Source organism: Pedobacter psychroterrae (assembly GCF_004331695.1).
GTDB lineage: Bacteria > Bacteroidota > Bacteroidia > Sphingobacteriales > Sphingobacteriaceae > Pedobacter > Pedobacter psychroterrae.
Genome location: NZ_SJSL01000001.1, coordinates 216864 through 235429 on the forward strand (window position 1 = coordinate 216864; position 18566 = coordinate 235429).

Below are 18566 nucleotides of genomic sequence, written 5' to 3' on the forward strand. Positions count from 1 at the left end.
TTACATGGCCATTTCCCGGTTATATTTACTTCGGTACTGTATAGGAGATAAACCCGTAATTCGCTTAAATGTTGTGCGAAAAGCTTTATTATCTGTATATCCCACTTTGTACATCACTTCATTTACATTTTCTCTTGATGATTCCAGACTGATCTTTGCCGCTTCCATTTTTACCCGCTGTATATATTCCACAATGGTATTGGATGTAGCTTTTTTAAACCTTCTCTCGAGATTTCTTCTTCCCAGTGCCAGCATAGAAGCTAATTGATCAATTGTGATCTTTTCATGAAAGTTATTTTCAATAAACTCCTGTACTTTCTTAACAGGCTCATCTTCATGTTCCTTCTGACCTTGAAAGATAGTGAATGACAATTGATTCTCACGGTTTAGCTCAATAGCAAACACCTTAGCAGAGAGGATAGCTATCTCACGGCCCGCATATTTTTCAATCAGGTATAGGATTAGGTTAAGATAGGAGAAAGCCCCGCCACTGGAATAAATACCCTGTTCATCGGTAATGATCTTTTCTGTTACCAGGCTCACTTCGGGAAACATCTTCCTAAAATCGTTCTCTGCTAGCCAGTGAGTAGCACATTTCTTCCCATTCACCAATCCGGTAGAAGCGAGCAGAAATGCACCGAGGCAAAGACTTGCAATTTCTGCTCCACCTTCACGTTGTTTAATAATCCATGGAATAAAATCCCGGTTATTTTCTATTGCACCTGTTATTTCTCCGTCAATAGCGGGAATTATAATCAGGTCTGTCTGTTCAATATCCGCAATCAGGAAATCAGTATTTACCGTAAACAAGCCCCCGCTGACAGGGGTTTCCTTGTCCAGGCCTATCAGTTGTACTTTAAAAATCGGTGGCAGGCCTTTCATCTTAAAAAACTCATTTACCTGACTAAATAATTGACGGGAGCCTTCTAGACTTCCCAAAATAGCTCCCTTCGGAACCAGGATTGATATGTGCTTCATATTTTTACTTAATTCGCCTTTCCATTTTCTACTTGTCTGACTTCTTCCCTACGGTCCTTTTTAAAGTCAAAACTATTAAAATCTTTTGTTTGGGGAATATCCACTGTGAAACTATGTAGCTCATCAATTTCAATTAGTATCTCATCCGTTAGCAGATCAATTATATGTCCGCCTCCTTTTTTATCATCAGATAGAAAATGAAAATGATAACCTGTTATATTTGGACCTTCCATATAACCAGGTATACGATAACCGACAAGTTCTCCTTTAATATTACTAAAATCAAAAAATCGTTGCAGCGGCAGTAATCCAGCCAATGGGGTATAAGGCTTTTGCTTAACCTCTGGGAACGCCCGGGTCTTTATAGCACCAAAAACTCCCTTAACATGTATGGCATAAATACCATTTTGATTTGGAAGTATACTATCCAGGTAAGCATATAGCTTGTCTTTTGTCATACGGACAGCTGTCTTGACCACCTGATCTGCATGAAAAAAATTAACTACAGAAAATGGTGTGCGGCCAGTATCCGGTATCTCAAAAGTTTTACCAGTGGCCTGTGTTTGGTATAATTTTCCGCGTACGATTAATAATTCTCCATCCAGTTTATCAGGTGCGCCCAGACCAAAATCACCCTGAAGTTTTAATTTACTATAAGGATAGTAAGCATTATACAAACCACCGATGAATGCGCTGGCATGCCCAGCGGTAAACAAAGTATTACTTGATTTGGGATTGGCTTGCTGCTGTGCATGTAGCGTAGGTCTGCACAGGCACAAGAGAACTAAAGCGGTGCTGTATATTTTATAATATTTCATTAATTGTTAATTAAAGCATTAAATATACAGCATATAAATTAAATTTATGATCAGGAAGGGATCCTGATTGCCATGATTGCCGAAGCAGGGGTTCAGATGAGTTTATTTATCTACCCCCTGGGTGTTTCGCTGTCTTGAAACCTTCAGAAATCAGTGCTAAAGTATCTATCCTGCCAGGTTGGCATAAGAACCAATATATTGTCTGGGAGACTGGCCTATGATACTCTTGAACACTCTGTTGAAATTGGTAATGCTGTTAAATCCAGCTTTGTAAGCTACAAGCGAAATACAATCAGCCTTTTCTCCTGAAATCAGGCTTTTGCAGGCATCATTTATTCTTACCTCATTCAGGAATGATATAAATGTATGGCCGGTATGCTTCTTAAAATACCTGCAGAATGCCTGTGGCGTCATGAAAGCAGCATTTGCAACATCTTCTAGTGAGATCTGGTTATTATAATTTTCAGTAATAAAATTGATGATCCTGCTCAACCTGATTCCTTCGTTTTCTGTCACATTTAACGAATACATATCTGAGCATAACGGTTCTACATCCTCGTTTAATTCCTGAATACCATTGATGAGCTTTAAAAAATTGAATAGTACGTCAATATTGGATGAATGGTGCAGATTGAATAGCTTCTCTACAATAGCTTTGGAATAAAGGTCAGGAACCTTAAAACCATGCTTGTTTTTCGCCAGAAATGAGTTTGCCTTTTTCATCTCAGGAAGGCTAAACAAAGCTCCTAAGGCCCCTTTAGGATTGAAATAGATAGAACATGCTTTGATAGACTTACTCCCGTTATCTGTAAAATACTCTGGGTTGCTCTTAAAGAGATGTGGTAACTTTGCTCCAATAACAAATACATCTCCTGAACGAAAAGTATGCATTTCATTGCCTGCAATAAGTGTCCCCTCTCCTTTTTCAACATAGGTAATTTGCCATTCATCATGTCTGTGCAGATATTGATAGAAATACGGTAACTCGACCTGTTCCGATATCACGCTCTTATCGTCGGGCACAAAAATGGTAAATGGTAATACTTTCATTGAATAGTTTTGGTTTCTACATATGTTGATTACAGAGTTAATTTAAGGATTTTAACTCAATAACACAACAAATAACCAAAAAAAGTTAAAATCCTGCTATATTTTGCTAATATATAACAGAATCCCCCTCTAGACTATCGCCTTATTATGGAGAAAGGTTCCAATTTTAAATCAACAGGCCCACCAGAAATTATCTGGCTGACCAGCAAGCCTGTTGCCGGACCTAAACTAAGTCCCATCATACCGTGTCCGGTAGCTATAACCAAGTTTTGTTTCTTTAAGCTTCTTCCGATGTAAGGTAAACCATCAGGCGATGACGGCCTGAAACCATACCAAATATCTTTTTTTGCCGGAAGGGATGGCTTAAGATCAGGAAAGTAAGCAGGTACGGATTCAACAATGCCCTTAACCCTTTGCATGTTTATCCTGGTATTGATCTTATCCAGCTCCATCGTTCCCCCATATCTGATGCTTCCATTCATGGGTGTAATGGCGACTCTGGCCTCACAAAGCAATGCTGGAATGGTCAAACGGTTTTGAGGCTCCGGCTCCATGAAAGAATAGCCTTTACCCGGCATCAATGATATCCTTGTATCAGCCATCCTGGCAACAGCCGGAGACCATGATCCTGTAGCAATTACATACTGATCGGCTTCCCAGGATGTATTGCCGGTAAAGACCCTTGCAATACTATTGGCCGAGGTTTCTATCTTATCTACTTCTTTACCCCTTACAATCTTAACCCCATTATCTGTTAAATATTTAAGCAAAGAATTCATCAGCTTAACAGGATAAAGATGGGCATCGCAACGATAATGCACAGCGCCCAAAACATCCAGATCTAAATTAGGTTGCAGTGCTTTGCATGCATCAGCATTTAAAACGGTCATATCGAGGCCAAGCTCTGTTCCTCTTTGTGCCAGGTGTACCTCTTCCTCTCTTGCCTTTTCAGTTTTATAGAAAGCCAGAATACCATTATTTGTAAATTCAAAATCAAAACCTGGTTCTTTGGCCAGATCTTCATACAACTTTTTGCTAAGCAAAGATAGATCTCTCAATGGCACTGCCGACTCGCTGACATGTTTTGCAGTAGCATGTTTCATGAACTGAATACCCCAGTTAATAAGGCTTCCATTTAAAGCTGGCCGGACATAAAAAGGGCTTTTGCTATTGAACATCCAGCGGATACCCTGCCTAATCATACCTGGCGCAGCCAAAGGCACAAAATGGCTCGGAACAATCATACCGGCATTACCAAATGAACAATTGTCGCTGATGTCGCCTTTATCCAAAATTGTGATCTGATAACCTTTTTTTTGGAGGTAGTAAGCTGAGCTTAATCCAACAATTCCGGCTCCTATTATTAAAATCTTTGTCATTCTTATCTTGTTTGGCAGTTAGATTACCTGAAACCCGTGTGCATAGGGATCATCCTCTGCATCGATTTTAATGGTATTGTAACCGAACACTTTAGCCCAGCCTTCTACACTTGGTATAATAGCCTTGATTCCTCTTAAATCTACCTCTTCCTCCACCCGGCCAGTAAACTTGCTGCCAATATAACTTTCGTGGATAAAATCTTCTCCTTGCTTTAACTTTCCCTTGGCATACCATTGGGCCATGCGGGCAGAAGTTCCGGTCCCACATGGTGATCGGTCTATGGCTTTATCACCATAAAAAACTGCATTCCTGGCTGTAGAAGTTGGATCTAGGGTTTTACCTGTCCATAGAACATGACTACATCCATTTATGGTTGCGTCAAGGGGATGAACGAAAGTATACTGCTCATTGATGCGCTTTCTGATGACCTGACTCCAGGTAATCAGCTGCGAAGCGGTATAGTTTTCGAGGCCGGGGAAATTATCCTGCGGGTCAATAATGGCATAGAAATTTCCCCCATACGATACATCAAAAGTGAGCAAACCCAAGTCCGGGCATTCGACTTTCATATCTTCGGCAGCCAGGTAAGAGGCTACATTTTTTAACTTCACTGATTTAACTTTTTTGCCCTCCTGCTTGTATTCAATCAAGACCAGACCGGCAGGGGCTTCCATACGGATCACACCCGGTATTTTGGGTTGAAGTAACCCTTCCTCTATAGCAATTGTAATGGTTCCGATTGTACCATGACCGCACATAGGAAGGCAGCCACTCGTTTCGATAAACAAAACAGCTACATCATTGTCCGGATTGTGGGGCGGATATAGAATACTGCCCGACATCATATCATGGCCACGGGGCTCAAACATTAACCCCGTTCTGATCCAATCGAATTCCCTCAAAAAATGCTGCCGCTTTTCGCTCATGTTTACTCCATTCAGCTGCGGGCCGCCGCCTGCCACCAGCCTGACCGGGTTTCCGCAGGTATGCGCATCGATACAAAAAAAAGTTTTACTCATGTTCTGTTGTTAATTTTTGGTCAACCGTTCTAAAAATGCGCAATGGGTTTCCGTCCTTCAGTTCATCCGGCAATAATTCCTGGCTCCAGTCCTGATAGGCCAGAGGTCTTACAAACCGGTAAATGGCAGCAGAACCTACAGAAGTAAAACGACCATCACTGGTTGCAGGAAATGGGCCGCCATGCTGCATTGCTGCACAAACTTCTACCCCGGTGGGCACGCCATTCAAAATGATCCTTCCGGTTTTGTCAATTAACTCATTTAACAGGGATTGATAATCGTTAAGCTCATCCTTTTCGGCCATCAGCGTTATGGTCAGTTGCCCTTCTAATACCGAAACGGCCGCCTCTAGTTCAGACATATCATTAGCCACTACTAAAAGCGAATATGGCCCAAATATTTCTTCACGAAGCTTTGGATTAGTGATAAAATCAACTGCACTAACCTGTGCAATTCTTGCTTCAGATTGACTTTGTAATTCGCTGTTTTTAACTTTAGAAACAGCCAAAAGTGCTACACCATCTTCGTTAATTAGTTCTGAAGAAAGTTTTCTATAGTGATTAGCAATTCCCTCTGTGAGCATGGTAGCCGAAGGAATCTCGGAAATTATCTCTTTTAACAGGTCTTTAAATTTTTCAAGTGCTGGCGATTGAACAGCCAGCATTAAGCCGGGTTTAGTACAAAACTGCCCTGCTCCCAGGGTAATAGATGCAGCATATTTTTTTGCCAGTTCCTCTGCTTGCTGCTCTATTGCTTTCGGAAGAAAAACAACCGGATTGATGCTACCCATTTCTGCAAAGACCGGAATAGGTTGTTCCCTCTGCTTTGCCAGATCAATCAAGGCCATACCGCCTTTAAATGAACCAGTAAAAGCTACTGCCTTAGTTAAAAAATGCTGTACCAGACTTGCACCAATGGTGTATCCATCATCATACAGTAAGGAGAAAACACCTTTAGGCATACCTGTTTTTTCAACAGCTTTCATCACCGCCCCACCTACCAGCGCACTCGTACCATAATGTGCGGGATGTACCTTTACCACCACAGGGCAGCCAGACGCCAATGCCGATGCGGTATCACCACCTGCTACAGAAAATGCCAATGGAAAATTACTCGCACCAAAAACAACAACTGGTCCGATCGGGATTAGCATTCTCCTGATGTCTGGCTTTGGAAAAGGCTTTCTTTCAGCTTCTGCTGTATCGATAATGGCGTCAACCCATGAGCCTTCAGCCACCATGTTTGCAAACAACCTTAATTGCCCGGTTGTTCTGGCCAATTCGCCTTGCAGCCGGCCCAGAGGCAAACCACTTTCTACAGATGCCCTATTAACCAGCTCTTCTCCGATATTGGTAATCTCATCGGCAATGGTATTCAAAAAATTAGCTTTTAGATCCTTACTCAGTATTCTATAGCTTTTAAAAGCTATTGCAGCCGATGTCAAAGCATCATCGACTACGCTTTTGCTGGCTTTGAAGAAATCTCCGTCTAACTCCAGCCCCGTTGCTGGATTTATAGCTTTCAGGCTTTTCTCATTCACCTCTATATATGCACTTGCTACAATATTTCTACCGTTCATATCTATTTTCTAAACTATTTTCCCCAACTGCCAACAGGTAATACTGGACGAACAGCTAATGCATCATTGATAATTTTTAATACTTTTTCCCTTTCAGCACCTTCAACAGCCAGACGCGGTGCACGAACGTTCTCAGTTCCAAGCCCTGTTGCTGCTTCGGCCATTTTTATATATTGTACCAATTTCGGATGAACATCAAGTTCCAGAACCGGCAAAAACCAACGGTAAATAGTTAAGGCCTCTGCTATCCGGTTTTGTTTAATCAATCTGAAAATGGCTACAGTCTCTCTCGGGAAGGCATCAACCAAACCTGCTACCCATCCATCAGCTCCCATCACAATACTCTCCATTGCCAGTGGATCTACTCCTGTAAAAATCTTAAACCGGTCACCAAAGCGGTTGATCAGTCTGGTTACATTTGATACATCCCTGGTCGATTCCTTTATCGCCTGGATATTATCATATTTGGTCAAGGCAGCAAACATATCCAATGTTACCTCGATCTTATAATCAACCGGATTGTTATAGATCATGATGGGCAAATCCGTACTTTCGGCAATAGCGCCAAAAAAAACAAGTGTTTCCTCGGGTGATGCATAATAACGCATCGGCGGCAAAAGCATCAGGCCATTTGCTCCAAGTGATTCAGCCTTTCTGGCAACTTCAATTGCCTTTTTAGTAGTACTCTCTGCAATGTTCAACAATACAGGCACCCGCCCATTTACTACACTTAACGTATGCGATAGCAATTCGAATTTTTCATCGTCACTGAGTACGCTGGCCTCTCCAAGCGATCCACCCAAAATAATGCCTTCTGCCCCTGCTTCCAGCTGCGCCTCAAGATTTAAATCAAAAGTTTCAAAATCCAATTCATCGTTTTCCGTAAACTTGGTAGTAACAGCAGGAAAAACCCCGGTCCATTTCATTTTCATATTAAATATATTATAATTTAAATTTTAGCCAGCCAGACTGCTCAAGATCAGTCAACAGCATTCAGATTATTATAAACAGCATCCGTGTGTATCGCAATCGGATACAAAGATAGGCTCGCATTTACAGCAGACCTTAGTCGATTTTAACCGATACTAGCTAAAAATAGGCCGATTGACATTTCATGTTGATGCAGTACGATTATTTATCGAATTTAAGACTTATCCAATATTAACTTTGCTGACATTAAGGCACTCTTTGTTTGATCAATAATTTCTTTTATAAGTTTTTTGGAGGGAATCGAATCAAAATATCGACTTAAAATACTTTCGAGAGTGCCTAAATTTTACCTAAAAACAAAAATCCCGCTCTACTTATCGTAAAGCGGGATCGTAGCCCGTAGGGGAATCGAACCCCTGTTTCCAGAATGAAAATCTGGCGTCCTCACCCCTAGACGAACGGGCCATTTAAGATTGCCTCAGCTTCTTTCAAAACTGCGAACCTTTTTGGTAGCGGGGACCAGACTCGAACTGATGACCTTCGGGTTATGAGCCCGACGAGCTACCAACTGCTCCACCCCGCACTTTATACAATTTGAAAGCTTCTGTTAAATCCTTAACTCTTCTTCCGAATTGGAATGCAAAGATATAATTCGTTTCTTTGCGGTGCAAATTTATTTTAAAAAATATTTTCCATGTCCCATAAAGCAGGTTTTGTAAGTATTATAGGTAAGCCAAATGTTGGTAAATCAACCCTGATGAATGCCCTGGTGGGTGAAAAGCTCAGCATCATCACTCCTAAAGCACAGACTACACGTCACCGTATATTAGGAATTGTCAACGAAGAAAGCTACCAAATTGTTTTTTCAGACACGCCCGGCATCATAAAACCGCGCTACGGACTGCAGGATTCTATGATGAGCTCCGTAAAAGGTGCGCTCACAGACGCCGATTTAATTCTCTTTGTTACAGACATTAACGAGCAGCATGATGAAGAAGATGTACTGGAAAAGATCATCAATACAACCATTCCTATGATCGTGCTGATCAATAAGATTGACAATGCAACCCAGGAACAAGTGGATGAAAAATCAGCATACTGGCAGGAAAAATTAAATCCTAAACACATCTTTGCTATATCCGCATTGCATCAGTACAATCTGGATGGCATCATGTCGATCGTATTAGACTACCTTCCTGAACATGCGCCTTTTTATGACAAAGAAGATCTTACCGACCGCAGTCAGCGTTTCTTCATTTCGGAAATTATAAGAGAGAAGATATTCTTCAACTACAAAAAAGAAATCCCGTACAGTACCGAGGTTATCATTACCACCTTTAAAGAAGAACAAAGCAAAAACGGACCAATGGTACGCATTACCGCCGAGATCGTAGTAGAACGTGATTCGCAAAAGAACATCCTGATCGGAACTGGCGGCGCAATGCTCAAAAAAGTTGGTATGGAAGCACGCAAGGATATCGAGAAATTTCTTGATCAAAAGGTCTTCCTCGAGACCTTTGTAAAGGTGATCCCCGACTGGCGTAGTAAAAAGAACTACTTAAAAAGTTTCGGGTACGAAAATTAAGCTTACCTTTGCACACTGAAATAAAACTCTATGGCTTTTTGCTATTTAGTTGATACCCAAATTGATTACGATAGCACTACTATCGTACATCTGCAATCTTAAATAAAAATGAGTAATATTATCGCAATTGTCGGAAGACCAAACGTAGGCAAATCTACCCTTTTTAACCGCTTAACTGAAAGTCGTAAAGCCATTGTTGATGATTTTAGCGGCGTTACACGCGACCGACATTACGGCTCAGCAGAGTGGACCAACAGACAATTCACCGTAATCGATACCGGTGGTTATGTTGCCAATTCTGAAGACGTATTTGAAGCGGCCATCCGCGAACAGGTGGTCATCGCTATTGAAGAAGCCACAGTTTTGTTGTTCATGGTCGATGTAACCACAGGGATTACAGATCTGGACGACGAAATAGCTCAATTACTCAGAAGGAGCAAAAAACCGGTATTTATAGTTGTAAACAAAGTAGACAACACCCAGCTACAAAACGAAGCAGCTGTATTTTACGGATTTGGCCTCGGAGAAATATATCCAATATCTTCAATGACAGGCTCAGGAACAGGCGATCTGCTCGATGAGGTCATCGCTCACTTCGAAGACATTCCGGAAGAAGAAAATGCCTTGCCTAAGATCACCATCGTAGGCCGTCCCAATGTAGGTAAGTCATCGCTCATCAATGCACTGATCGGCAAAGAAAGAAACATCGTTACGCCCATAGCCGGCACCACCCGGGACTCTATTCACATCCATTACAACCAGTTCGGCCATGAATTTATGTTCATCGATACTGCGGGTCTAAGAAAAAAGACCAAGGTAAAGGAGAACATCGAATTTTATTCTGTAATGCGTACCATTAAGGCCCTTGAGGAAGCAGATGTAGTAATCTTAATGGTAGATGCCACCGAAGGCCTGGAGTCGCAGGACGTCAACATATTCCACCTTGCCGAGAAGAATAAAAAAGGTATTGTGATCCTTGTCAACAAATGGGACCTTATAGAAAAGGACAATAAGACAGTAAAGGCATTTGAAGACCAGATCCGTCATAAACTGCAGCCCTTTACCGATGTACCGATCGTATTTACTTCCGTGATCACCAAGCAGCGTATCTTCCAGGCTATAGAAACAGCTTTGGAGGTTCATAAAAACAGGGGTAAGAAAATTCCTACCTCCAAACTGAATGATGTGATGCTGCCGATTATCGAAAAATATCCGCCACCTGCATTAAAAGGTAAGTACATCAAAGTTAAGTACATTACACAAATCAGTGGCACCTCTCCAATGTTTGCTTTCTTTTGCAATCTGCCTCAATATATCAAGGAGCCATACAAGCGCTTTATAGAAAACAAGCTGAGAGAGAATTTTGATTTTAGCGGAGTGCCGATCCAGATCTATTTCAGACAAAAATAACCATCAGAAGAAAAAGCAGCTTATTGCAGGCTGTTTAACGCCTGTTTTACCATGGTATCGCTTAGGTTAAGTGCTCTATAATACCCAGCATCACCTAAATGGTACCGGCACAGTAACACTTTAATATCGTTATATATAACAGGCTTTGCAGCGGCAAGCTGCCTTGGATCCAGCACGACATCCATGTTTTGCGCGTATCTCAAAAAATCCTTATAATCCGTATCGGTGATATTAAAAGTATTGATGTTCTGCTCTATAAATGCCGATGTATACCTAACGGCAAGCACATCGTATACAAAATCAAATAAGATCTTTTTCGATGCCAGTGTAGTATACAGCTTATTATAACCCGTTGTATCCATTTTTATATAGATATCAGGCTGTATGCCCCCACCCAAAAATGCCTTCCTTTTCAAACTGTCTTTGTTCAGGCTCCTTCTAGTAGTCAGTTCGCCATCGTCAAAACGATTATCTATTTCATCCTGATACGCGGTGTAACCATTTTTATAAGATTTCTGAATGCTCCTGCCCGATGGGGTATAGTACCTTGCAATGGTCAGGTTCAATGCCGAACCATCGCCAAATGGAAACTGCTCCTGCACCAGGCCCTTGCCAAAAGAACGCCGGCCTATAATCACCCCTCTGTTCAGGTCCTGCACCGCACCCGCCAGTATTTCACTTGCCGAAGCTGAGTTTTCATTGATCAGCACAGCCAGCTTCCCATTTTCAAAGGCTCCGCCGCCGGTTGCTATATAGTCCGTGCGTGGCTGATGCTTGCCCTCTGTATATACGATAAGCTTATTTTCTTCAAGAATCTGATTGGCCAGTCCGGTAGCAGCCGTAAGGTATCCACCTCCGTTATCGCGCAGGTCCAGCACAAGCTTCTTCATTCCCTTTGTTTTTAGCTCATTGATTGCATCTACAAAATCTTTATCCGTATCGGCACCAAATTTACCTATGCGTACAAAACCGACCTCTGCATTCAGCATATAAGCTGCATCAATAGTACTCACTTTTACCCTATCGCGCTTTACAGTCAGCAGCACAGCTTCATTACTGCCAGGATGAACAATGGTCAGCTGCACCGGAGTACCCTTCTTTCCTTTAATCTTGCCGATCATTTGGTCTCTTGGCAAAGCCTTTCCACTTACATAAATAGTATCTATCTTAAGTATCTTATCACCCCTTCTTATGCCCACCTGAAATGCAGGTCCGTCTTTTATCACATTTGTGACCAGCAATGTATCTTTAAGGATATAGTATTCTATACCAATCCCCTCAAAATTTCCACTCATCGATTCAGCAAATTTATCAGCTTTGGCAGGGGGCAAATACACACTATGGGGATCCAGCCGGTGAAGCAGGCTATCAATAGGTAAATGGTTCAGACTATCCGCATTTACATCATCCACATATTTTTTATTAATGATGTGGATAATTTCATCTACCTTCTCGGCGTTGTTATCAGCGTAACTAACCGGCCTTTGAAATTGATACCCCTGGTCCTTTAAAAATTTATAGCCCACAAACATGCCGCCTATTAAGGTGACAGAATAAGTAAGCGCAATCATGACATTATTTCGGGTATTCTTTTTCATTAGGTTATGACCCCGTAAAGTTACAAATTTACAGCGTTTTTTAATAAAATAACCCCCGTCATTTTTAATTGTTTAGTAAAAATTTAAATAGTTCGCCACCCTCACCTAAAATCAAAAAGAAATTCACCAATTTTAGCAAATCATTCTAAATTTCAGTGCGTTTTAATTCAAATAAATATAATCAATGATCAGAGTAACCGAGCAGGAATCAGCATATAGCAATATAGACCAGATGTCTGTATACGACATTCTAAAAGGCATAAACAATGAAGACAAATTGGTACCGCTTGCCGTTGAAAAAGTAATTCCGCAAATTGAAAAACTAGCCGCTGCAATTGCAGAAAGAATGCAAAACGGTGGTCGGTTGTTCTATATAGGCGCAGGTACAAGTGGCCGTCTGGGGGTGGTGGATGCCTCAGAATGTCCGCCTACTTTTGGCGTACCATTTGACTATGTGGTCGGTATAATAGCCGGTGGAGATACAGCGATCAGGAGGGCAGTGGAAAATGCAGAGGACAACGCAGAACAGGCATGGACAGACCTGCAGCAATACAAAATCAGTAGCAGGGACTGCCTGGTAGGCCTTGCCGCTTCAGGCACCACACCATATGTGGTAGGCGGGCTAATTACTGCACGGAAAAATGGTGTACTCACCGGCTGCATTGTATGCAATGAAGGTGGCCCCATAGCCAAAGAATCAGACTTCCCAGTGGAAGTTGTAGTAGGCCCGGAATTTCTTACCGGATCTACCCGGATGAAATCCGGAACCGCACAAAAACTCGTATTAAATATGCTCAGTACCACTGTAATGATTAGACTAGGCAAAGTAAAAGGAAATAAAATGGTAGACATGCAGCTTACCAACCATAAACTGGTAGACCGCGGCACACAGATGGTAATGGAGGAGTTGAATATTGACTACAACCAGGCTGCCGATCTGTTACTACGTTATGGAAGTGTCCGCAAAGCAGTAGAAGCCAGTCACAAATAACACCAGGCACATGCACGAAATAGAACCGTTCTACCTCTGGAGGGATGATTATATAGCAGCTGAGGACGAACGTTCGCCTTTCTACAATACCGAGTATTCAGAGTTTTACTTCGACAAGCAGCTTTACAACTTTCTCATTCATCCCCAATGGGATGACTTTGGCTCAGGCACCATGTACTTAAAAGTATTGTATGCCGACTACGACAGAAAATATGCCATCATAGAACTCATCGGCGAATGGAATGATGCCATAGGCAATGACATCATGCTGCTCAAACGCGAGATCCTCGAACTGATGATGGACGAAGGCATCAACAAATTCATCCTGATCGGCGAAAATATCCTGAACTTTCATGCTGATGAAGACAGCTATTATGAAGAGTGGTTTCAGGAAGTAGAAGACGGATGGATCACAGGGATCAATTTCCAGGAGCATGTGATCAGCGAATTCCGCAACAGCAATATTGATTATTACATCAATTTTGGCGGTCAACTTGACGATTTGGCATGGAGGACCTTAAAACCCCTGCAATTTTACAAGAAAGTTGAAGAAATCCTGACAAAAAGACTCGGGGCATAACATTTGCATCATTCAAAGAATTCGTATCTTTAAATAAATTTTAAACAACATGGATAATAACAATAATTACAATTGGGCACAAAAATCAGTATATGTGCAGGACCAAACCGGATTAGTTGCCAAGAAATTTTTTGCAAGCGTATTTTTATGGATGTTTGTAGCACTTAGCGTTTCTACAGCAGTAGCTTTTTACTTATCAGCCAACACAGAGTTGCTCTTTAACTTTTTCAGCCGTGAAACAGGCAAACCTAACGTGTTAGGTTGGATTGTGATGTTTTCACCCCTTGCCATTTCCCTGGCTATGAATGCAGGACTTAGCCGTTTTTCTTATGGCGTGATCGTCAGCCTGTTTATATTGTTCGCAGCCCTATTAGGAATCAGTTTAAGCTCAGTGTTACTTGTTTATACTTCGGCCTCAATCATGAGTTGCTTTGTAGGAGCTGCTGGCATCTTCGGAATCATGGCCGTGTTGGGTTATACCACAGATGTAGACCTGAGCAAGTTTGGCCCTATTCTAATGATCGGTGTTGTAGGATTGATCATCGCCAGCGTTGCCAATATATTCATCCAAAGTGAGAGCTTTAGTTTGGTAATGGCCTTCATTGGTATTGCAATATTTACAGCACTTACTGCTTATCATGTACAGATGCTGAAAAGAATTGGTGCAGGAATCGAAGAAAGCGGAGCGAGAATGCTCGATGCTGATTCTAAAAAACTAGCCATTATTGGCGCAATGTCATTATACGTTACTTTCATCAATATCTTCTTATACCTCTTAAGGATCTTCGGAGACAGAAGGTAACACCTGTTAAAAAGAAACAAAAAGGGAGGGTTTTATGACCCTCCCTTTTTGTTATTGGCTTAGCTGGCAACCAGCTTGTTTATATCTCAGACCCTACAAGGCTTTGACCTTAATATTTCTCCACTGGCTGGAACCCGGGTGTTCCTGCAAAGCAATCTTTCCTTTTGCAACCTTGGCAAAATCTGCAAAAGCAGCGCTCTTAAATTTACTGTTAGCCACCAGTTTATTCCATTCCTCACTCCCAATCTGTCCTTCAAAAGTTTTGATACCGTTCAGATAAAACGTCAGGTGTCCTTTATTTTGGATTAGCCTTACTTTATTCCATTCCCCAACTGGCATAGGCTTAGAAACTGTAGCATCGCCAGACATATCGTACAAACAACCTGCAAGGTGGTTTTCCTTCTTGTTGTCCGCTGCGTCAATATTGTCCAGCACCTGCATTTCCGGGCCGGTCAAATAAGTAGCGCCATATTTAGGATCTTCCTGGATATTGAATATAATACCACTGTTGCTTCCTTTAGCAACTTTCCATTCCAGGTTAAGTTCATAATTTTCATATATTCCATCGGTAACGATATCACCACCCCCGCTGTTGGGTTTCGTCTCATCAAAGACCAGTGTACCCTTTACTACCTGCCATTTCGAACCCACAGTATCCTTTAGATAGGTATGCCAGCCCTTGGTAGTCTTGCCGTCAAACAGTAACTTCCAGCCTTCTTTTTTCTCCTTTTTGGTCAGTGTATTTGCCTCCTGGGCCATCACTGCAGTAACCAATAATGTCAATACTGTAACAACAGTCAATATTCTTTTCATGCTTTTAAATTTATATCCGAATATAGCAATAGTAAAGAAATAATCGTATTTTAGCTATTATTCTATAAGTCATCTTAACGTAATACGTTAGATATTAGTCATTTGATTATACAATAATTGCGTATATTTGTATAACAATCATTAGAAAACAATTAAACAATATCCCTAGTTTAAACCCAAATTCTATGAGAAAATACATTTTAGGAGTAGCCGGACTTGTCGTAATTCTTTTTGCTTTAACTACCATAAGCTGGACACCTGCTACAAAAAACATTAAATATTCAGTATCTCCTGCATCACCTGATACTTTATACAATGCATATATCAATCGCCTTTACGATACTGTTGGCCTTGCCGGATCGGGCTTGTCGATAGACGTATTTGAAAAAGCGGTAACCGGATTTTACAACCTTAAAAGTTCAGGAAAAATTGCTGCGGATAAGTCCATCTTGACCATTGCAGACTTCAACCAAAGCAGTACTAAAAAGCGCCTATGGATCGTGGATCTGGACAAAAAAGCAATCATCCTGAATACCTGGGTAGCTCATGGCAGAGGTAGCGGCGACGATAAAGCTACGCGATTTTCTAATACCAGCGACTCACACCAGAGTAGCATGGGCTTTTATGTAACCGGCGAGATCTATCGTGGTCAGCATGGACGTTCCCTGCGACTTGATGGCATGGACCAAGGCTTTAATTCCAATGCCCGAAAAAGGGCCATTGTAGTTCACGGCGCCGAATATGTCGGCCAGGGCACCATTAATGCATTAGGCCGACTGGGCCGCAGTCATGGATGTCCTGCCGTAGCACCGGAACTTACAGATGAGATTATCAATACGATTGAAGGTAAAACAGTTATGTTCATTAATGTAAATGACCACAAGTATACCTCCAAATATCTTGATCACCATATGGCAGCGATGTTTGCCAGTGGACCAGTACAGCAATCAAAACCAGACACCGCTTTAAGTATATAGAGATATTTAGCTATTTACACAAGAAAAAACCCGGATTCGCAACATTGCGAATCCGGGTTTTTATTTAGTCAACCGGGCACTAACTTCCCTTCAATTTTTCCAGGTACGAATACAGTACCACGTCCTGCCCATATACATCCTTTCTAAATTGAACAGTCCCAGCCTCGTCAGCCCAGACAGTAAAATACGTAAGGTAAACAGGCACCTTTTTAGGTAAAGAAAGATCTTTAGCCTGCTGGTTTTCCGTTACTGCCATCTGCGTTTTTATGGTTTCATATTTATCACCATTGCCAAACAGCGCATGAGCCAGTTCCAGTGGCTTTTCTACGCGCACGCAGCCATGACTTACCGCCCTGTTGTTCAATTTAAATGCCGCTTTAGCAGGTGTATCATGTAAATAAACCGAGCTCTCATTATTAAACAAAAATTTGATCTTACCCAAAGAGTTGTCGTCACCGGGACGCTGTTTAAAGCTATATATCTTCCCTGCGTCACCCGCGCTCCAGTCTATCAGCTCCGTATCCTCCACCAACTGTCCGTCTTTATATACGTCAATATTATTATTCGATAGATAATACCTGTCTGCCGCTGCATGCTTAGAAATCTCATTTGTAGCAATACTTTCCGGAATATTCCATATTGGGTTTACCTGTACACTGTGGATCAAGCTGCCTAACTGCGGTGTCTCCCGGGTAAAAGGCCTGTCTTTCTTCAGGTCATCTTCATCATATTCTTTCAGCTCATCCATATTCACTTCTCTACCCTCTCCCACACAAACCTTCATGTTTAAAACGGACTTACCATTTTGCAAAACATCTAACCTGAAATCAGGGATATTTACTACCACCATCTTCTCCGCATCCTTTATGTTCTGCCACCTTAGACGTTCCAGATTTACCTCCAGCACGCGTTTTGTTTCGTCTGCAGTCATACCTGGCGCAACTGCGTTAGTGGCTAGTGCTTGCTGCAATTTTTTATAATTCGCACCGGAAGGTTGTATACTATCCAAATAGGTTTTAAGATCCTTTATAGAAAATACTGCCATCATGCTTACGCTATCAGGTCGCTTGGTCTCGGTAAAGTACCTGGCGTAGATTCTCCTCGGACTAATCACCCCATACTGCATCGCATTGCTATAATTGATCAGGGAATTAGCTGTTAGGATCTCCAGTTCTGCTATCGTCTTATAAGCATCCTCTACCGTTTTTATCGCCTTTCTATCATACACCTTGTCCACCAGTTCAGAAAATCTCGGAGCATCAAACATTTCAGGGGCCAGACCGTGCGTGCCAGATTTGCTAAGACGCTCTGCAAGCACTTTCAATTCCTCCTTAGGCACATGTTGCATTACCAAAATGGGATCATAGTCATTCCCTTCATAAAAGGCGGTGATCAGTTTGGGATTACGCAACTTAGTCCGTTGTTCTTCTAGTGTCTGTTTGAAGACTGTAATAAATGGATCAGCCTCCACTTTTTTAAACACTCTGTTCTTCGTTTCTTCGAACAACATCTTACCAATATCCGAACGGCTCTTCTTACATGACTGTAAGGTAATTACCGTAAAAAAAGCGGCTATAATACCGCTCAACAATAAGGTCTTTGATTTTATAGATTTCATCATACCCATATCTAATAAAAATCAAGCCAGTTTTGTTTTAGGCCACGACCATAAAGGTTGAACATAGACGGACCGATCCGCATCGGCTCTGTACCCCAACTTGTAGGAAATGGCCTTATTCTGTAATATTATCTGGTTTAATCGCCGATTTTTTGGAAATGATTTTTCTTTGTTGCATTTTTGCAATGCTTATAGAGAAAGACGGAGGGATTAGACCCTGCGAAGTCTTAGCAACCTGTGCTTACAAGGTGCTACATTCTACAGGAAACCAACACAGTACTGGTTTCCGAAAGATAAGTTGGTTATTGGCTTTAGCCCATAACGTGTAACTAGACCTCGGCCGATCTTCCCTTATCTTCCCCTTAAGCTTTGCATGCGATAGGTTCGGCACTTGTTTTGGCTTCAGGCCTCTATCAAAAATAGCTTATAGCATGCTCA

At 41.7% G+C, this 18566-nt stretch carries 16 protein-coding genes, 2 tRNA genes and 1 riboswitch; of the genes, 6 read left to right on the forward strand and 12 right to left on the reverse strand.

What is annotated here, in order from left to right:
* The 9 genes from EZ437_RS00935 to EZ437_RS00975 form a co-directional block, all read right to left on the reverse strand.
* Positions 1-978 carry a GlxA family transcriptional regulator gene (locus EZ437_RS00935; RefSeq protein WP_131592267.1) on the reverse strand — a complete coding sequence of 326 codons (978 nt, stop codon included), beginning with the start codon at positions 976-978 and terminating at the stop codon, positions 1-3.
* Between the two features lie 8 nt (positions 979-986).
* Entirely contained in the window at positions 987-1796 is an 810-nt protein-coding gene (gene budA, locus EZ437_RS00940; protein WP_131592269.1) for an acetolactate decarboxylase, read from the reverse strand.
* Between the two features lie 165 nt (positions 1797-1961).
* Positions 1962-2846 carry an AraC family transcriptional regulator gene (locus EZ437_RS00945; RefSeq protein WP_131592271.1) on the reverse strand — a complete coding sequence of 295 codons (885 nt, stop codon included), beginning with the start codon at positions 2844-2846 and terminating at the stop codon, positions 1962-1964.
* Between the two features lie 134 nt (positions 2847-2980).
* Positions 2981-4225 (reverse strand): NAD(P)/FAD-dependent oxidoreductase, encoded by a 1245-nt coding sequence (locus EZ437_RS00950; RefSeq protein ID WP_131592273.1) that lies wholly within the window; start codon positions 4223-4225, stop codon positions 2981-2983.
* 18 nt (positions 4226-4243) lie between these two features.
* Positions 4244-5245 (reverse strand): 4-hydroxyproline epimerase, encoded by a 1002-nt coding sequence (locus EZ437_RS00955; protein WP_131592275.1) that lies wholly within the window; start codon positions 5243-5245, stop codon positions 4244-4246.
* The gene (locus EZ437_RS00960) at positions 5238-6824 is read right to left on the reverse strand and encodes an aldehyde dehydrogenase (NADP(+)) (protein ID WP_131592277.1); all 1587 of its coding nucleotides are present in this window, start codon (positions 6822-6824) and stop codon (positions 5238-5240) included. Before EZ437_RS00960 ends, EZ437_RS00955 begins: the two co-directional genes overlap by 8 nt.
* A 14-nt stretch (positions 6825-6838) precedes the next feature.
* Positions 6839-7756, reverse strand: coding sequence for a dihydrodipicolinate synthase family protein (locus tag EZ437_RS00965; RefSeq protein ID WP_131592279.1), 918 nt, complete (start codon positions 7754-7756; stop codon positions 6839-6841).
* Between the two features lie 391 nt (positions 7757-8147).
* A tRNA-Glu gene (locus tag EZ437_RS00970) sits at positions 8148-8219 on the reverse strand.
* Between the two features lie 42 nt (positions 8220-8261).
* A tRNA-Met gene (locus EZ437_RS00975) sits at positions 8262-8337 on the reverse strand.
* A gap of 111 nt (positions 8338-8448) precedes the next feature.
* On the opposite strand from EZ437_RS00975, the gene era reads away from it, so the two are divergent.
* Positions 8449-9339, forward strand: coding sequence for a GTPase Era (gene era / locus EZ437_RS00980; RefSeq protein WP_131592281.1), 891 nt, complete (start codon positions 8449-8451; stop codon positions 9337-9339).
* Between the two features lie 108 nt (positions 9340-9447).
* Positions 9448-10749 carry a ribosome biogenesis GTPase Der gene (gene der, locus EZ437_RS00985; RefSeq protein WP_131592283.1) on the forward strand — a complete coding sequence of 434 codons (1302 nt, stop codon included), beginning with the start codon at positions 9448-9450 and terminating at the stop codon, positions 10747-10749.
* 20 nt (positions 10750-10769) lie between these two features.
* On the opposite strand, the gene EZ437_RS00990 is transcribed toward der, so the two are convergent.
* On the reverse strand, positions 10770-12347 hold the full coding sequence (locus EZ437_RS00990; protein WP_131592285.1) for a S41 family peptidase: 1578 nt from the start codon (positions 12345-12347) through the stop codon (positions 10770-10772).
* A 184-nt stretch (positions 12348-12531) separates the two neighbouring features.
* Here EZ437_RS00990 and murQ point away from each other — a divergent pair, with 184 nt between their 5' ends.
* From murQ to EZ437_RS01005, 3 genes are read left to right on the forward strand one after another with little or no spacing between them, the layout of a single operon-like run.
* Positions 12532-13338, forward strand: coding sequence for an N-acetylmuramic acid 6-phosphate etherase (gene murQ, locus EZ437_RS00995; RefSeq protein WP_131592287.1), 807 nt, complete (start codon positions 12532-12534; stop codon positions 13336-13338).
* Between the two features lie 10 nt (positions 13339-13348).
* On the forward strand, positions 13349-13918 hold the full coding sequence (locus EZ437_RS01000) for a hypothetical protein (protein ID WP_131592289.1): 570 nt from the start codon (positions 13349-13351) through the stop codon (positions 13916-13918).
* 49 nt (positions 13919-13967) lie between these two features.
* A complete protein-coding gene (locus tag EZ437_RS01005) occupies positions 13968-14720 on the forward strand; it encodes a Bax inhibitor-1/YccA family protein (protein WP_131592291.1) in 753 nt (250 codons plus the stop codon).
* Positions 14721-14813: 93 nt separating this feature from the next.
* Here EZ437_RS01005 and EZ437_RS01010 read toward each other — a convergent pair whose 3' ends face one another.
* Entirely contained in the window at positions 14814-15533 is a 720-nt protein-coding gene (locus EZ437_RS01010) for a 3-keto-disaccharide hydrolase (protein WP_131592293.1), read from the reverse strand.
* A 185-nt stretch (positions 15534-15718) separates the two neighbouring features.
* On the opposite strand from EZ437_RS01010, the gene EZ437_RS01015 reads away from it, so the two are divergent.
* A complete protein-coding gene (locus EZ437_RS01015) occupies positions 15719-16510 on the forward strand; it encodes a murein L,D-transpeptidase catalytic domain family protein (RefSeq protein ID WP_131592295.1) in 792 nt (263 codons plus the stop codon).
* A gap of 79 nt (positions 16511-16589) precedes the next feature.
* Here the strand turns inward: EZ437_RS01015 and EZ437_RS01020 are convergent, their stop codons facing one another.
* The gene (locus EZ437_RS01020) at positions 16590-18131 is read right to left on the reverse strand and encodes a L,D-transpeptidase scaffold domain-containing protein (RefSeq protein ID WP_225869463.1); all 1542 of its coding nucleotides are present in this window, start codon (positions 18129-18131) and stop codon (positions 16590-16592) included.
* A gap of 183 nt (positions 18132-18314) precedes the next feature.
* Positions 18315-18428: riboswitch (SAM riboswitch) on the forward strand.
* Positions 18429-18566 lie beyond the last annotated feature (138 nt).

Coding starts and splice junctions, on each gene's coding strand:
- EZ437_RS01020 (WP_225869463.1), bottom strand. CDS start 18,131: ATGATGAAATCTATAAAATCAAAGACCTTATTGTTGAGCGGTATTATA.
- era (WP_131592281.1), top strand. CDS start 8,449: ATGTCCCATAAAGCAGGTTTTGTAAGTATTATAGGTAAGCCAAATGTT.
- EZ437_RS00990 (WP_131592285.1), bottom strand. CDS start 12,347: ATGAAAAAGAATACCCGAAATAATGTCATGATTGCGCTTACTTATTCT.
- EZ437_RS00955 (WP_131592275.1), bottom strand. CDS start 5,245: ATGAGTAAAACTTTTTTTTGTATCGATGCGCATACCTGCGGAAACCCG.
- EZ437_RS00950 (WP_131592273.1), bottom strand. CDS start 4,225: ATGACAAAGATTTTAATAATAGGAGCCGGAATTGTTGGATTAAGCTCA.
- EZ437_RS01010 (WP_131592293.1), bottom strand. CDS start 15,533: ATGAAAAGAATATTGACTGTTGTTACAGTATTGACATTATTGGTTACT.
- EZ437_RS01005 (WP_131592291.1), top strand. CDS start 13,968: ATGGATAATAACAATAATTACAATTGGGCACAAAAATCAGTATATGTG.
- EZ437_RS01000 (WP_131592289.1), top strand. CDS start 13,349: ATGCACGAAATAGAACCGTTCTACCTCTGGAGGGATGATTATATAGCA.
- murQ (WP_131592287.1), top strand. CDS start 12,532: ATGATCAGAGTAACCGAGCAGGAATCAGCATATAGCAATATAGACCAG.
- EZ437_RS01015 (WP_131592295.1), top strand. CDS start 15,719: ATGAGAAAATACATTTTAGGAGTAGCCGGACTTGTCGTAATTCTTTTT.
- EZ437_RS00935 (WP_131592267.1), bottom strand. CDS start 978: ATGAAGCACATATCAATCCTGGTTCCGAAGGGAGCTATTTTGGGAAGT.
- EZ437_RS00965 (WP_131592279.1), bottom strand. CDS start 7,756: ATGAAAATGAAATGGACCGGGGTTTTTCCTGCTGTTACTACCAAGTTT.
- EZ437_RS00960 (WP_131592277.1), bottom strand. CDS start 6,824: ATGAACGGTAGAAATATTGTAGCAAGTGCATATATAGAGGTGAATGAG.
- budA (WP_131592269.1), bottom strand. CDS start 1,796: ATGAAATATTATAAAATATACAGCACCGCTTTAGTTCTCTTGTGCCTG.
- der (WP_131592283.1), top strand. CDS start 9,448: ATGAGTAATATTATCGCAATTGTCGGAAGACCAAACGTAGGCAAATCT.
- EZ437_RS00945 (WP_131592271.1), bottom strand. CDS start 2,846: ATGAAAGTATTACCATTTACCATTTTTGTGCCCGACGATAAGAGCGTG.